The organism is Paenibacillus sp. NPDC056933 (assembly GCF_042674385.1).
Classification (GTDB): Bacteria; Bacillota; Bacilli; order Paenibacillales; family Paenibacillaceae; genus Paenibacillus.
The window spans coordinates 2,221,893-2,237,269 of sequence record NZ_JBHUQN010000001.1 but is presented as its reverse complement, the minus strand read 5'-3'; the positions used below and the strand labels follow the sequence as shown (position 1 = coordinate 2,237,269).

Below are 15,377 nucleotides of genomic sequence, written 5' to 3'. Positions count from 1 at the left end.
TCGCGTCTTTTGTCTAGCACCTTCATCATCTTCTTTTCATTTACTATAAAGAAACTAATAGAAAAGAGATGATGAGGATGGCTAGTGTAAAAGCTGTTCCACAACCGGATTTGGTACTGATCTTTTGGTCCAGAAATCCGCTCGTCCCCGGTTCTGCTCGCAGAATTAAAAGTGTGCGTGTGATAGGAAACACATCCCCATGCACCTTCACACTGGTGCCTGGTGCATTGCTGATCAATGCCTTAAATTGCTTGCTGGACAATGATATCGGCTTCAAAGTGGTATTTCGTAAAAACACATCGCGTATCAGTGGCGTATTATTGTTGAAACGCAGATCGTAAACGAACAGACAGGTGCCTTCCTTTAAACACGGAAGCGCACCTGTTTGTTATTCAATGAAATGATGGGCTGAACTCCAGCCTATTTGACGCTCATATAACGCTCGAAGGCATCATTACGGATGGTCAGTAGCTGTTCAAGTCCCATGTCATTCAGCTTTTTGATATAAGCATCCCAGCCCTCTTCGATACCGCCTTTCGTTACCCACTGGGCACGCATCGTTGCCACATAGCCATCAATATCCGTTGTCAGTGTTGGCAGCTCCTGAAACTCATCTGCATTGTACATGACTTTCGGATAAGGCGTCGTTACATCGGCACTGCCCAACTGATCAATTTGCAGTTTGAGGCCGTCACCAGCCTTTGGATTGAGCTTAATTTTCTCTTCAAAGGAAGGGCTTACATATTTGGGACCAAAATCGCGCAGGGACTGATCCCAGTACCAGGCATCGGCGCTGGTACCCGCCGGCGGGTCCATGAGCGTGTATGTGCCATCATCATTTTTCGCAATTACAGTTCCGATCGCACCCCAGAAATTCTGAATGCTGGCTTCACTGGTATAGAACTGATCCGCCCAGCGTGCCGCCACTTCTGGAACAGTACATGAACTTGTAATGAGCAGTTCATTACGGGCCAGATTCATTCCACCAGGGTCCCCTGGCTGATAACGTTTGCCATCAGGTCCGGCAATAGGCGCAATCGCTTCGTATTGGTCGCTCCATTTGCCAAACACCGCATCGGGTGTCCACTGATTGCTGAAGCCAACAATTGGTATGTCTGCATTTTGCCATTTGGCAGATGTCATGGTGTTATCTTGTGTGAACAGTTCCTGATCGATCAGGCCTTCTGAATACAACTTGTGTGTGTAGATAAGCGCTTCTTTATAAGCATCGGTTGTCGGAAAGAATACCGGTTTGCCATCTTGAACAATCATGCTGCTGGCATTAATATCGGTAATCCCGAAGGGATTCAGAAAGTCCACATTCAAGCCCGTTTCCGTGTAAGGAATTTCATCCGGTTTACCGTTTCCGTTCGGATCTTTCTCCTTAAACGCTTTCAACACCTGATACAGTTCCTCTGTCGTCGTTGGTGCCTTCAACCCCAGCTTGTCGAGCCATGCCTTGTTGATTACAGGCTGATTCCGGCTCTTCGGACGGGCAGGTAATCGGGTTGGCATCGAGTAGATTTTGCCGTCAGGAAATGTACTGATTTTCTTCATGTCCGGCGTCTCTTCCATTGCCGCCTTTAAGTTGGGCATATACGCATCAATATATTCATCCAAAGGACGGAAATAGCTCAGGTTATTGACAATGTCCGAATCGCTGAACACCTGATCTCCCAGAATTATGTCCGGAAGTGTACCACTGGCCAGCATAATGGATTTCTGTTCACCCCAGTCATTGGAGGACATGACTTGCCACTCAATTTTAACATTGGAATCCTTCTCCAAATCCTTAAGCCATTGGTTCTGGGTAAAAGTATCGCCCATGTTGCCCCAGCGAACCGTCAGTACTTTGAGTGTTACCGGATTATTAACAATAGGTAGACCTTCTTGATTAAAATCGCTTGATATCGGAGTCTCAGCACTCTCACCGCTATTTCCACTACTACATCCGACCACGCTTACCAGCATAGCTGAGACGAGCAGCAAGCTATTCATTTTGGTGAAAAACTTCTTGCCTATCTTTTTTCCCATTTAGGAACCCCCTTGATTCGTAATAAATTTCAACTGCTTTATTCTTTCACAGCGCCGATCATCACCCCCTGATTGAAATACTTTTGGATGAACGGATAGACACACATGATCGGAATCGTCGCGATAATAATAACGGAATACCTCATCAGATTCGCGAGACGCAAGGCGACTTGTGCTGCTTCCCCGGTTCCCATCCCGGATTGCATCTGATTCGTAATGAGAATGTTACGCAGGATCAATTGAAGCGGATACAGATTAGGGTCTTTCAGATAGATCAGAGCATTAAAATATGAGTTCCAATACCCTACAGCAATCCATAATCCCAGAACTGCGATGATCGCTTTGGACAGCGGCAATACAATTAACACGAAATACCGCAGATTACCGCAGCCATCGATCTGGGCAGCTTCCCATAGATCCCCCGGAATACTGGTCTGGAAGAACGTCCGGGCAACGATCATATCGAAGACCACCACGGAGAACGGAAGCACCATCACCAGAAACGTGTTGTAGAGATGGAAGTCACGAATGGTCAGGAAGGTCGGAATCAATCCGCCACTAAAGAACATCGTAAAGATAAAGAACAGCGAGAAAAATTTTCGTCCGACCAGATCTTTTCTCGATAATGCATAAGCCGCCGAAATATTAACAACAAGTCCGAAGAGCGTTCCTACCACCGTGTATAAAATGGTATTTCGATATCCGATCCAGATATTCTCGTGTCGCAGCAGTTCCTTATACCCTTCCAGCGTAAATCCTTTGGGGAAGACCCACACCTGTCCGTTAGCAACGGCGGTAGGATCACTGAATGAGGCGATGACAATAAAATAGATCGGGTATATGATCGCAATCAGGAAAAGAATAGCAAAGGCATAAAACACGGCTTCTGCAACCGTAATGCCTGATCGACGTTTGACACGGGGAGTTCTGGTCATTGCTGCCGGCTCCATAACGCTCATTTGGTTTGTCTCCCCTCTACCATAAACTGTTCTCACTGTATTTCTTGGACAACTGATTGACCAGAATAAGCAAAATGAAATTAATGACCGTATTAAACAGGTTGATCGCTGAGGAGAAGCTGTATTGACTGCTCAGTAAACCGATTTTGTATACATACGTAGACAGAATCTCACTTGAGAGGATATTCAAGTCGTTCTGCATGAGATAGACCTTTTCAAATCCTACGCCAAGTAATCCGCCCATTCGCAAAATAAGCAGCGTGATGGCCGTAGGCAGCAGCATTGGAATATCAATATAACGAACTTTGTGCCATCGGTTTGCCCCATCAACCGTTGCCGCTTCATAGAGGCTTGGATCTACAGCAGACAACGCGGCAATATAGATAATGCTGTCCCAACCGACATGCTGCCACACGTCAGACCACACATACACACTGCTGAACAGAGCTGATGAACCCATTAAGTCCGGTGCTTGCGCTCCAAACAGCTGATACAGATTGCCAACGAGCCCTGTACTGGGCGAGAACAGGATCAGCATCAATCCGACCATAACTACCGTTGAAATAAAGTGAGGCATATAGGAGACGGTCTGGAAAAATCGCTTAAACCTTCCCGCTCTCATCTGGTTCACCAACAGTGCAAGCATAATGGGGATCGGAAACGTAGCCAAGCTATACAGGCTGATCACAAGTGTATTGCGAATCGTATTGGTGAATTGATAGGAATGAAAGAACTTCTCAAAGTACTTGAATCCCGCCCATGGGCTGCCACCGATTCCTGATGCCGGGCTATAATCCTTAAATGCGATGATCACGCCATACATTGGCTTATAGGCAAATAAAAGTGTTAATAGAACAGCCGGAAAAAGCAAAACGTAAAGCCCCCAGTTTCGCCTGATTCTCTCCATCGTTTTTCCGATATAAAGTGGGTTGGTCCTCATGGTTCTTTCTCCCCTCCTGTAAATATACTGATGCTGCTTTCCCGCTTGGACCCGTGATCTCTGGAATAGCTTCAGTATAAACCCCTTTTCATTCTCTTTATCGGACCCCTAGGAACGGTATTCGGACTTCTGCTGTTCCCTTTTCGAAGATTACGAGAAAACCAGAATGCTTACGAGTAGAAAACATATCGTTATCCAGACTTTCATGTGTGTATTCCGGACTTCTGAACCAAATGAGGCAAATCTTTATGCTTTTTTCAAGCAAAGGTTTTATACTATTCCTGAGATATTAAAGCGCATTCATAATGAAGCAATCAAGAAAGTGGTGCATTGTTCATGGCAAACCTGAACGCCATCAAACCTTATCCCATTCGGCATTACATCCGCATGATGTTCGTCATTTCATTTGTTGTGTTCATTCTGGATCTGGTCATCAGCATTGCTTCGATCTCCATGGTGAAGCAGCAATCCACCCAATACTTGCAGGATGCAGCCGATCTGTACATCAATCGTATTAATCACGATTTTGCGTACATTAACCATTTCATGGGGTGGACACTGGCCAATGACGAGAATCTCGACAACATGAATACATATGGTGTAAACAGTATTCCGTTCCTGAAGGGCAACGAAAAACTACATATGCTTTTCGCTGAACTACAGCGAAACTATGGGCAATCGTACAATTTCTTTTATTATTTGGAGAATAGTGAGTATTTCCTTAACTGCGCGCCGATAAGCATCTCCTATTCGGATTATTCAGAAGTGAAAAAACAGATCATTACGCTGACCCGCGATAAAGGTGTATATGAAAAGTTCTATTCCCATTGGACACCGATTCATGTGAACGGCACTTCTTATCTTATCAATATTGTGCCGTACTACAACCGTTATCTGATTGCCTTGATATCCGCAGATGATTTGATCGCCCCTCTCCGGCAGATTAATCTGGGTGCCAACGGATACGCCTCTCTCGTTGATGAGAACGGCATGCAACTTTCCGGTCCTGCCAGCGGGGAGCACACACCGGAAGAGAGGCATTCATTTCTTGATCTGTTCCAGTCTCACAATCTCGTGAGCAGCGACTTCTCCAATGCGGCATTCAGCGCACATATGGTCATCAAGTTTGGCGCATTCGAGAAAATTATGGTGGCCCAACTGCTCATTATGCTGCTTTTTCTGATTGTAACGTCCTCGTTAAGCGCAATAATGTTGTTTTTCAGAAAAAATCTGCTGGTTCCCATTCAGCGTTTTTCCAAAAATCTCGCGCGTATCAACGAAGGCGATGAAACAACAGACTTCAAGAGCAGCCGGATTATGGAGCTGGAGCAGGTCAATGCACAGTTCAAGGAACTGGTGGTCCAGATTAAACGGTTCAAGATTGATCGCTATGAGCAGGAGTTGGAGAAACAGAAAATACGCTTGGATTATATGAAATTGCAGATCAAACCCCACTTCTTCCTGAATTGTCTGACGAGCATGTACAGTATGGCGCAGATGCAAATGTATGAGGAGATTGAAAGTATGGCCCTGGCCACGTCCCGATACTTCCGTTATATCTTTCAAAGTGGCGACAATTTCGTTCTGCTGGAGGATGAGATTGAACATGTGAGAACGTTTCTGGACATCCAGAAATCACGTTACCGGGATGCTTTTTCCTACCGAATTGAACAATCCGAGGTGATCACGGGTATCGCTGTGCCTCCACTCGTAATTCAGACCTTCATCGAAAATGCCGTCAAATATGGCGTCTCCCGGGACCGGGAATTATGTATTACTTTATACGTAACTGAGAAACGACAGGAAAATGGCGATCATGTGCTCATCCAAATTTCAGATACGGGACCAGGTTTCAGTCCGGAAATTCTTGGCGCACTGATGCGCGGAGAAGCACTGGAACAGACCGGCGGCAATCGGATCGGCATTATGAATACCATTCAACGGTTGGAGTTGCTGTATCGAGATGAAGCGACGATTACGTTTGCAAACGACGACGCAAGTGGCGCTCGAATCACGCTTTCCTTGCCTAAAATGATACTGAATTCAGAACCTTCGGGAGAGGTGACAAACCATGAATGCATTGCTGGTTGATGATGATTACTTTGTTGTAATGGCTTTGGAAAAGAAAATTGACTGGGGGGCCTTGGGAATCAACACGATATTTACAGCCTATAATATTGCGCAAGCCAAAGAGATTCTGCGGAATCATCCGGTACAGATCCTCATTTGCGATATTGAGATGCCCCAGGGAAGCGGACTTGAACTGCTGGCATGGGTCCGGGAGGAATCGCATAATGTACAGACGATCTTTCTCACCAATTATGCCGATTTTAACTATGCGCAGAAAGCAATCGAACTGCAAAGCTTTGATTATTTTCTGAAGCCTATTGAATTTGACAAGTTGACTCTGATTATTCAAAAGGCGATTGCCAAAGCCCGAGACCAGCAGTTCATTGAGAAAGCTATTCATGAGGGTGAACTGTGGCAGAAAAATCGGAGCAAGCTCATTGAGGACAGCTGGCGCAGGCTGATCTCCGGTAAAGCCTTTCCTTCCGGCCCTGCCAACGTCTCTGCCTTTTTGACAGAACAAAATCTTCCATATGAAACAACGGATCTATTTCTTCCTATTCTGGTAAATCTTTTTCCGTATGATGGCAGCCTGGGCAAGACCGACAAGAATTTGTTCGATTACGCTAGTTTGAATGTGATTGTTGAACGGTTTCAGGACGCTTTGTTCTCCATTGAAGCTATTTCCGAAATTAAGGATCATAACTGGATGGTTATTCTAAAATGGAACGGAGCACCGGATGCTCAGCTGATCGAATCCATGTGCTGCTCGTTCATCCCGGAGGTCAATAGATACCTGAAGTCGGATGCCTGCTGTAGTATCGGATTTTCTCTGCCACTGGGTCAGATTCGTCATACCATCAACGAGCTGTTGCTCATGAATGAAGAACGAATCAAACACCGCAACCAAACCTTTTTACTGAAAAACTATAGCAGACCTGAATTGAATTACACACCGCCTGATCTGGCATTGCTGGAGCAGTTGCTGAATGAGAACCGTTTCCAGGCCTTTTTGGATGAGACCGTTCGTTACATGCACCAACTTGTCCGTGAAGGGGTGGTAGGCACTGCCGTGCTCAGCATGTTGCGTCTTGATCTGGTGCAGCTCGTATATGCCCAATTGAAGAGTAAAGAGATTGAAGTGCACAAGCTATATATGGGCAAAACGAATGATCAATTGTTTATGCAATCTTTGTATTCTATTGAAGATATGCAATCCTACATAGCCTATCTGGTTAATACCGCTGCGGAATACCTGAATGCTGCCGAGCAGCCGAAGTCGGTTGTGCACGAGATTACCCATTATATACGCACTCATTACGGGGAAGATCTAACGAGGAATAACCTGGGGGAAATGGTCTATCTGAATCCGGATTATCTCGCACGGCTGTTCAAGAAAGAGATGGGAATCTCACTCGGCAACTATGTCATTCATACCCGTCTTGTAGCTGCTCGCCAACTGCTGGAAACGACCACGCAATCGGTCCATGCCATTGCTGGACATGTGGGTTATACCAACTACTCCCACTTCACCAAACTGTTTAAACAGGAAATGGGATGCAGCCCTAATGAATATCGCAAGAAGCAAAGAGAAAGCGCTCATGAAACTGGATGAACCGTGTACCCTATGCGAAAAGCGAAATAACACGGGGTCATACTCTGTTTGTGGACATGATTCTTCTGATTCATATGTTTCTCGCTGCAATAAAAAATGCCACCCTACGTATAGACGTAGAGTGGCATTTGCTGTTCCTTAAGCTTACTTATTCGCATTAATGACTTCATTCACTTCCTGAGTGATTTGGTCACCACCAAGCTTTTTCCAATTGGCGACAAAGTTATCGAACTCATCGATGGACAAGTTGCCGTAGATGATTTTCAGAAACGTCTCTGCGCGAAGTTTATCCAGGGTTGCCTGTTTCGTGTTCATCGTTCTCGTTGGTGCGTAGATGAATTCATTCATGACAATCAGGTCGTTATCACGATAATATTTAATGACACCCTGCGAGCTTTCCGGTCCAAAAATGCGTTCCATATGCCACTTATCCAGGTTACCATTACGGTAATCCATAATATCATCGTAGAACAGCTTCGCTTCAAGCTCCAATCCGGAAGTATCTCCCGTTTTGAGCGCCTGCTCCACTTCATCCTGTGCTTTTACGTTTTTGTTGGCAGGAAGATTGGATACAGTTGCATTATGAAAACCGAGTCCGGTCAAACCGTTCAAATACGCAGCCCGCTCTTCCTTGGCCGACTCACCGAACATTTTCTCTGCCTGGAAGTTCAGCAGCTTAATCAATGCTTCCGGGTGCTCATACCCTTTACGTACGGCGAATATGCCGCCCAGACTAAGATGATTCTGCGTTTTTGCAGGCTGATCATCAATGGATTGAACCGGATATGGCAGCCAGTCCACGTTCTTATCCTTTTTGATCATGCTGCTAACCTGAAATGGTGCCCATTGTGGCAGGAAGAACATGCCTGACTTGCCTGCATTCACATCTTCCATCATCTTCGTAAAATCCTTAACACCAAACTCGGGGTCGAGTACACCCTTCTGATACAGATTTTGCAGTTCGCGTAACCCTTCCTTCACCTCAGGCTGAATGGTACCATTTACAACCTGACCGGAAGCATCCTTGATCCAGGTTTCCAGATAACCATGATAACCAAGCAAGAACGCATTAATTGGCAAATCCTTGTTGAGTGCAATACCATACGTATCATCTTTGCCATTACCGTCCGGATCTTCAAAGGTAAAAGCTTCCGCAATCTGGATGACATCCTGCATTGATTTTGGCGCTTCAAGCCCGACTTTTTTCAACCAATCCTGGCGAATCCAGATCATATCCGAGGAATCCAGCGAGCCTGGGAAACTGACCATCGCGTATATTTTTCCGTCCTTGGTTACCGGCTTCAAGCCTGCTCCATCTTCAGCGGACATAAATTCCTTAACGAGGTCAGATGCATACTTATCATAGACATCGGTCAGATCTTCCAGCATTCCCGCTTCATGCAGCTGTTCAAACTGTACAGCACTCACTTTCAATACATCTGGCAGATCGCCGCTAGCCAGGGTGACGTTCATTTTGTCGTTATAATTGGCATCGGGAACAATCCAGTCGTAGGTGACATCAATACCCAGTTCGTCCTTATATCCTCTGGTCCAAACGTTATTGGCATGCGTATCACCTTCAGCGAGTGATTCTTTCCCTGTTTCATTCATGGTTGATGTTAATTTGATCGGTGGATCATATTTTGTAAGCGGACCTCCGGCATCCTGCTGTGTGTTCGGCTGGGCTTCATTCTCAGCACTACCCGTACCTGATGAACAGGCTGCAAGCGTGGTTGCCAGAACCAGGTTTAACGTTAACAATGAGAATTTCTTTAATGATATGTTCATGCGAATCCCCCTTTTATTCCTCTCGTGAGGTATATAAGATGAACTAATAAATATTAAACGCTGCACTCCGATAGCAGAACAACCTTTTGATCGCTGTTATCCCCAGATGTCCTTTATCCCTTTTTGAAGGGAGAATCCGGTTATAAAGGCGAGTTTATGCTTACGAAGTAGCTTTCACAGAAAGCTTTTAGCTCCGCTTCTACAGGTCTCTTCTGCTCTCTCCGTTATGGTTTAATCTTGTTCATCTTATATAATTCATTGTAATAAGTAAGCGCTATCACTTCGAGTGTACCCCGTTGACATCTGGTATCTTTGATTTACCATTTCATACTTGATCTAACTTTTTTGATCCCGATATTCCTGCGGCGTGCAGCCAGTAGCTTTTTTGAAGAAACGATAAAAATAATGCTGATCACTAAATCCGACCTTGGCGGATATTTCATGCATTTTGCAGGCGGAGCCGAGCAGTAATTCCTTGCTGCGCTCAATGCGCCGGTCATGGATATAGTCGGATATGCCTTTGCCTGTAATGCGCTTGTACCAACGGGACAGATAGGAAGGATTAAGGGAAACCTCCTGTGCAATTCGGGTTAATGAAAGATCATCCTCCAGATGATGCTTGATATAATGATGAATCGTAACGAGAATCTGCGACTGATCATGGATACGTGTAACACTTCGTTTGGAGATGATCCATTCATATGCTGATTGATAAAAGAGCACCAGATCTGACCAGGGCGTATGGATGTCAAAATGAAGCATTCGAGACAGCGCCATTTCCTCCATCGCCGATTCGTACAAGCCCAGTTCATGAAGAAGCTCGATCAGTCCGTTGCCTGCTCCTGTATAGATTTTCATTCGAAAGAACGGATCCTGAAGCCCTTCTTTTGAAGCCTCTGTCCATTTGTGAAACGACTCCATCCACTCCCTGTCACCTGCTGCAACGCGCTGCTTGATCTGATCCAGATGAAGGGCTGCAACACTCTGTTGATTCAAAATATTGGGGGTGTATGGCAAATCATGCTGCACATTGACACGAAGCAACTTCTCCATCCCGAGTCCAGGGCCCTCATGAATAGACAGGCGCAACTGCGCGATGGCCTGATTCAGCCCCATCCACTCTACCGCCTGCTCGCTCACCATAATGGAGACGGACAGATTCAGGCAATCCGCACAGGATTGCTGCACAGACTCCAGCGTTCCATAGACGAATCGCAGCGTCTGTTCCCCCTTCTCCTGCTCTCCCATATAGAAGCTGGATGGCTCCACCTTGGGCTGAACAAAGCAGGCGATCACCTGATAATCCAGATCGATTGCTTTGACCTTGACCTTATCCTGAAGCAGCTCCTCCGCAACATTGGCAACGGCATATCGGATTAAACTCCGATCTGCCTGGGAGTGATAGTTGTTCCACTCCTCGACCCGTATGATGACCGGGATTACAGGCTCAGTAGACATGAAAGGAAGCTGGACAGCATCCAATTCCTCCTGAAGCGAGGCGATATCGTGTCTTTCCGTTCGCTTTAGGAGATCCAGCAGCAACTGTCTTTGCAGCTGTGGCAGCGCTCTGGGCAACTTGCTGCGAAACCAGGCATGCTGGTAACGGAAATCATTTTCCTCCGAAATTTGTGTTAAAGCCCGCTCTACCGCAGCGCGGATATGATTCATGCCCTCTGTCTTTAACAGATAATCCACAACACAAGGGTTGCGTATCGCTTGATGCGCATAATCAAATTCGTTATGACCTGTCAGCAAAAGAACTTTGCATCGTGGCCACCGATCCATAATCTTCTCGATGAGTTCCATTCCATCCATGCCAGGCATACAGATGTCGCTGAGCACGATATCAATTTTGACGGAGTTCAACCACTCGATTGCTTCAAAGGCAGAGTACGCCTTGATAATCTCCATATCCTGCAAATCCGCCTTTTGAAAGAAAGCATAGAGTCCGTCCAAAATAACCGGTTCATCATCTACAATTAACATTCGCTGCATACGACTACTCCCGTCTCCATGGAATATTTAAAATCATGCATAGACCGCCCAACACACTGCGCTGCGCACTAAGGCCATAGCCTGTCCCAAACTTGATCCGTAAACGTTGATTCACATTTATCAGTCCCGTAATCTCTTCATTCCCATGTCTCTGATTCGCAGATTCCTGAAAGGATGCTTGCAGGGTGCTCAATACTTCATCCGTTAATTGATCGCCATCATCCTCAATCCGAATGGACAATTTGTCATGGTCCACTTGATAGGATATTTTCAGAATCCCTCCCTGACTGCGTTTAGCAAGGGCATGTTCAAAGACGTTCTCGACAATTGGCTGAATGATGACGCGGGGAATGGCAATGCCTCGATACTCCCTGCTCAGATCCTCCAATTGCAGCTGGACTCGTGAGCCAAATCGAATTTTTTGAATAGAGGCATAGACCAGGGCATGGTCCACCTCTTCACCGAGCGATACCTCGTCATGAGAATCCCTGGACATATACCTGAAATATTGACCCAAATAGTCGGTGAACTCCTGAATCAATTCAACATCCTCGACCTCGGCCATTTGCTTGATGCTGAACAGGCTGTTATATAAAAAGTGAGGCTGAATCTGGGACTGCAGATGTTTCAGTTCTGCCTCGCTGGTTCGAATTCGGGCAACATAATTTTCATCAATCAAAATATGTAAGCGCTCTATCATGTGGTTGAAACGAGAGTATAAATAACCGAATTCATCGCGTCTGGATTGTGGAATATGAATGCTTGTCTGACCCTGCTCCGCCATTCTGAAACCGCGAATGAGTACAGATAACGGCTTGTGAATCGATCTGTAGATTGAAAACGAGAAGATCATAATGATAACAATTGAAATAAGCGTTAGCACCCACAACCATAGGTTGTATTGTTGCAGGGGAGCTTTGAGCACATCATTAGGAATGCTAGCCGTCAGCGTGAATGAGTGATCGGGATCATAAAGTGAATAGTACAGGAATGGATCGGATTGAAACCTCGTCACTTGCATGGATACCGGAAATTCTGGAGATACCTGTTGCAATTGTGCCGCCGAAGCAGGTTTATCCGAAGAGGAAATGACAACATTATGCTGCTCTCCGAAGCTCAGCGTAATATCACTGCCCCCTGTTTCCGCGAGTTGCTGCAATCTGTGCTTTAGTTCTTCCGCAGACAGTCGTATGCCTAATATAAAATTGGGCGGTTCCTCATGATTCATGTTGTACGGATTGCTTTTGAGAAAATAAAGATTGTTATCCGAATAAGACAGCTCTCCATTCAGATTTCCCATTGTTGCCAGCAGATCCTTCCATTCGCCATCCTCCACATTGCGAATTCCGTCCACCGCGCTGACCCGTTTATGCAGAGCCGGTACGTAATACACAACATCGCTGATATAGGGACTCGTTACCATGATCTGACCCAGCTTGTTGTGGATATTATTGAGACTGGAAGTCACCTCATACCTGCTCATGATCGCAGCTCGTGTACTTAGGGTAGACATTGTTTCATCAAATGAAAATTCGGTAACAAGCCCACTCATTCGCTCCAGTTCAAATTGCAGATGATTGTGATAGAAAAACAGCTTTGATTCATGCGCCTTCTCCACTTCCGTCTGCATTTGCTTGGAGCTGGTATGTGTGATCATAATGCTGATTCCATACAGGGGCAGAATGACGAGCACAAAGGCTATCATCAGTTTGACGACGATGGATGCATTTTTCCAAGTGCCCACCGCAAATCTCATTTTCCCTCCACTCCTCTCCTCAACGGCAAAAAGGAGCCGGAAATCGGCTCCTCCATTGACTTTCCTCCATCGATCTTATCCCTTTACACTGCCGACAACAAGTCCATGGACGAAATACCTTTGCAGGAACGGATACACAAGCAGTATGGGTATAACGGACAAAAAGATTTGGGATGCCTGAGTCGTTCTGTCCGACACCTGGCTTAACAGCGTTGCGTCCTCCAGGGTCATCATCTCACTTTGAAGCTTTGTCACTTGCTGGAGCATCGATTGCAGATACGTAGCTAGCGGATAACCTTCCGGACTCTTCATATAGATCATGCCATCAAACCAGGCGTTCCAGTGTCCTACCATGGCAAATAGCGTGATGGTTGCAATACTTGGAAGTGAAATGGGAAGGTAAATGCTCCATAGGGTGCGAAAATGTCCTGCCCCATCCATCCATGCCGCTTCTTCCAGCTCCTTCGGCAAACCTCGAAAGAAATTCAGCATAAGCAATACATTAAAGATGGGAACAGCTCCCGGCAAAATTAAAGCCCAGATGGAATCCAAAAGACCTGCTTCCTTGACGATCAGATAACCTGGAATCAGTCCTCCACTGAATAGCATGGTGAAGACAAATATCCACGCATAGAACGTTCTGGAACGAAACTTTGCAGCTTCCTTGGATAGCGGATAGGCCACAAGAATCGTGAAGACCAGATTGGTCGCAACCCCAAGTACAACACGGAGAAGACTTGTACCGAATGAATTTAGAAACTGCTGATTTTCGAGAATGTATTTATAGGAGGACAAGGTGAAGTCCACTGGCCAGAATGTAACACTCCCCGCCTTGACTGCTTCACTCGAACTAAACGAAATCGCCAGAATATTCACAATAGGAAACAGGCATAGCAAGGCAAGAAGGGTCAGGATGACGTAATTCAATCCCAGAAACCAACGATAGGCTCTCGAAGCGTGATGCATGTTCTTGCCTCCTTTCTAAAAAATCCGATAATTGGCTAATCGATAAGCCAGGAAATACCCAAGCCCGATAAAGATAAACGAAACGACTGATTTAATAAGACCCAATGCGGTGGATACCGAGTACTGTGCATCCTGCAGACCAATCCGATAGATCATCGTATCCAGAATATCTCCGGATTCATAGACCAGCGGATTATATAGGTTGAATACTTGGTCAAAACCACCATTAAGTACGTTACCAAGACTCAGCGTTACCATCAGAATCACAATTGGACGAATGCCAGGCAGCGTAATATGCCATGTCTGCTTCCATCTTCCCGCACCATCCATTACGGATGCTTCATACAGGGATTTATCAATGTTGGTCAGTGCGGCCAAATATATAATTGTGCCAAATCCGAATTCCTTCCATTGATCCGTAATGACGAGTATGTAGGGAAACCATTCGTTACTGGCCAGGAATTGCACGGGTTCAACGCCTATCGCCTTTAGCAGCATATTCACGATTCCGGTGCTGGGGGACAACACATCCACAATGATGCCGGCCAAAATGACCCAGGAAAAGAAATGCGGCATATAGATCACCGTCTGAATCGTTCGTTTAAAACCTGTTTTGCGAACCTCGTTCAGTAACAAGGCCACAAGTACCGGAATGACCAAACCGGACACAATTTTCATAACGGAAATAAATACGGTATTCCATACGACCTGTGAGAAACCAGGCAGATCGAACAGGTATCTGAAATTGTCCAGACCGACCCAGTTCATATTTTTGAATCCGGCAATGGGAGAAAAATTCTGAAAAGCAATGGAGAGCCCCGCCATCGGAATGTAACCGAATACAATAATAATGATCAGTCCAGGCAATATCATAAGGTGAAGCGGAACGTTTCGTATAAATTGTCTGTAGTTGGAACGCATAAGCTGTCTCCTCCTTCAGATTCATTATAGAATCCGTCAGGAATCGGCAATAGTGTAGGCTATTTACTTTAGGTATCTTTTATTGACTCTCTTCGCTGAACGCCAAAAAACCGCGATAATCGCGGTTCTAAGGCTGCATCAGGTTATTATTGAGATATTAACTAAATAATTTGGACTAGACATTTACACGATAACGGAGAGGTCAGAAGGAATCTGAAGAAGCGAAGCGTTCGCCTTTATCACCGGACTTCCCCCTTTAAAATAAGGAAATCAAAAAAGTCTGGGGATAACAGCGATCGGAAGATGGTTCTGACCACGTAGTGACTTCGTGTGAAA

11 protein-coding genes are annotated in these 15,377 nt (G+C 45.6%); 3 read left to right on the top strand and 8 right to left on the bottom strand.

The genetic code is table 11. The features are described 5' to 3' along the window. The first annotated feature begins 77 nt into the window (after positions 1–77). Positions 78–341 (top strand): hypothetical protein, encoded by a 264-nt coding sequence (locus ACFTRD_RS10050; protein WP_379379341.1) that lies wholly within the window; start codon positions 78–80, stop codon positions 339–341. A 79-nt stretch (positions 342–420) separates the two neighbouring features. Here the strand turns inward: ACFTRD_RS10050 and ACFTRD_RS10045 are convergent, their stop codons facing one another. The 3 genes from ACFTRD_RS10045 to ACFTRD_RS10035 are packed head-to-tail and all read right to left on the bottom strand — an operon-like array spanning position 421 to position 3,933. Continuing rightward, positions 421–2,034: a type 2 periplasmic-binding domain-containing protein gene (locus ACFTRD_RS10045; RefSeq protein WP_379379339.1), complete on the bottom strand. Its 1,614-nt coding sequence runs from the start codon at positions 2,032–2,034 to the stop codon at positions 421–423. A 38-nt stretch (positions 2,035–2,072) separates the two neighbouring features. Beyond that, complete coding sequence (locus ACFTRD_RS10040) at positions 2,073–2,993, bottom strand: carbohydrate ABC transporter permease (protein WP_379379337.1); 921 nt, start codon at positions 2,991–2,993, stop codon at positions 2,073–2,075. Between the two features lie 16 nt (positions 2,994–3,009). Then, complete coding sequence (locus ACFTRD_RS10035) at positions 3,010–3,933, bottom strand: ABC transporter permease (protein WP_379379335.1); 924 nt, start codon at positions 3,931–3,933, stop codon at positions 3,010–3,012. Between the two features lie 336 nt (positions 3,934–4,269). On the opposite strand from ACFTRD_RS10035, the gene ACFTRD_RS10030 reads away from it, so the two are divergent. Together ACFTRD_RS10030 and ACFTRD_RS10025 are read left to right on the top strand one after the other, a co-directional pair. Next, the gene (locus ACFTRD_RS10030; protein WP_379379333.1) at positions 4,270–6,024 is read left to right on the top strand and encodes a sensor histidine kinase; all 1,755 of its coding nucleotides are present in this window, start codon (positions 4,270–4,272) and stop codon (positions 6,022–6,024) included. After that, entirely contained in the window at positions 6,005–7,615 is a 1,611-nt protein-coding gene (locus ACFTRD_RS10025; protein ID WP_379379331.1) for a response regulator, read from the top strand. Before ACFTRD_RS10030 ends, ACFTRD_RS10025 begins: the two co-directional genes overlap by 20 nt. Before the next feature lie 144 nt (positions 7,616–7,759). Here ACFTRD_RS10025 and ACFTRD_RS10020 read toward each other — a convergent pair whose 3' ends face one another. The 5 genes from ACFTRD_RS10020 to ACFTRD_RS10000 form a co-directional block, all read right to left on the bottom strand. Further along, complete coding sequence (locus ACFTRD_RS10020; RefSeq protein ID WP_379379329.1) at positions 7,760–9,403, bottom strand: extracellular solute-binding protein; 1,644 nt, start codon at positions 9,401–9,403, stop codon at positions 7,760–7,762. 336 nt (positions 9,404–9,739) lie between these two features. Further along, the gene (locus ACFTRD_RS10015) at positions 9,740–11,398 is read right to left on the bottom strand and encodes a response regulator transcription factor (protein WP_379379327.1); all 1,659 of its coding nucleotides are present in this window, start codon (positions 11,396–11,398) and stop codon (positions 9,740–9,742) included. 4 nt (positions 11,399–11,402) lie between these two features. After that, positions 11,403–13,154, bottom strand: coding sequence for a sensor histidine kinase (locus tag ACFTRD_RS10010; protein WP_379379325.1), 1,752 nt, complete (start codon positions 13,152–13,154; stop codon positions 11,403–11,405). A 75-nt stretch (positions 13,155–13,229) separates the two neighbouring features. Then, the gene (locus tag ACFTRD_RS10005; RefSeq protein WP_379379323.1) at positions 13,230–14,120 is read right to left on the bottom strand and encodes a carbohydrate ABC transporter permease; all 891 of its coding nucleotides are present in this window, start codon (positions 14,118–14,120) and stop codon (positions 13,230–13,232) included. Between the two features lie 15 nt (positions 14,121–14,135). Continuing rightward, positions 14,136–15,041, bottom strand: coding sequence for an ABC transporter permease (locus ACFTRD_RS10000; protein WP_062318848.1), 906 nt, complete (start codon positions 15,039–15,041; stop codon positions 14,136–14,138). Positions 15,042–15,377: the final 336 nt, after the last annotated feature.

Coding starts and splice junctions, on each gene's coding strand:
- ACFTRD_RS10050 (WP_379379341.1), top strand. CDS start 78: ATGGCTAGTGTAAAAGCTGTTCCACAACCGGATTTGGTACTGATCTTT.
- ACFTRD_RS10045 (WP_379379339.1), bottom strand. CDS start 2,034: ATGGGAAAAAAGATAGGCAAGAAGTTTTTCACCAAAATGAATAGCTTG.
- ACFTRD_RS10040 (WP_379379337.1), bottom strand. CDS start 2,993: ATGAGCGTTATGGAGCCGGCAGCAATGACCAGAACTCCCCGTGTCAAA.
- ACFTRD_RS10035 (WP_379379335.1), bottom strand. CDS start 3,933: ATGAGGACCAACCCACTTTATATCGGAAAAACGATGGAGAGAATCAGG.
- ACFTRD_RS10030 (WP_379379333.1), top strand. CDS start 4,270: ATGGCAAACCTGAACGCCATCAAACCTTATCCCATTCGGCATTACATC.
- ACFTRD_RS10025 (WP_379379331.1), top strand. CDS start 6,005: ATGAATGCATTGCTGGTTGATGATGATTACTTTGTTGTAATGGCTTTG.
- ACFTRD_RS10020 (WP_379379329.1), bottom strand. CDS start 9,403: ATGAACATATCATTAAAGAAATTCTCATTGTTAACGTTAAACCTGGTT.
- ACFTRD_RS10015 (WP_379379327.1), bottom strand. CDS start 11,398: ATGCAGCGAATGTTAATTGTAGATGATGAACCGGTTATTTTGGACGGA.
- ACFTRD_RS10010 (WP_379379325.1), bottom strand. CDS start 13,154: ATGAGATTTGCGGTGGGCACTTGGAAAAATGCATCCATCGTCGTCAAA.
- ACFTRD_RS10005 (WP_379379323.1), bottom strand. CDS start 14,120: ATGCATCACGCTTCGAGAGCCTATCGTTGGTTTCTGGGATTGAATTAC.
- ACFTRD_RS10000 (WP_062318848.1), bottom strand. CDS start 15,041: ATGCGTTCCAACTACAGACAATTTATACGAAACGTTCCGCTTCACCTT.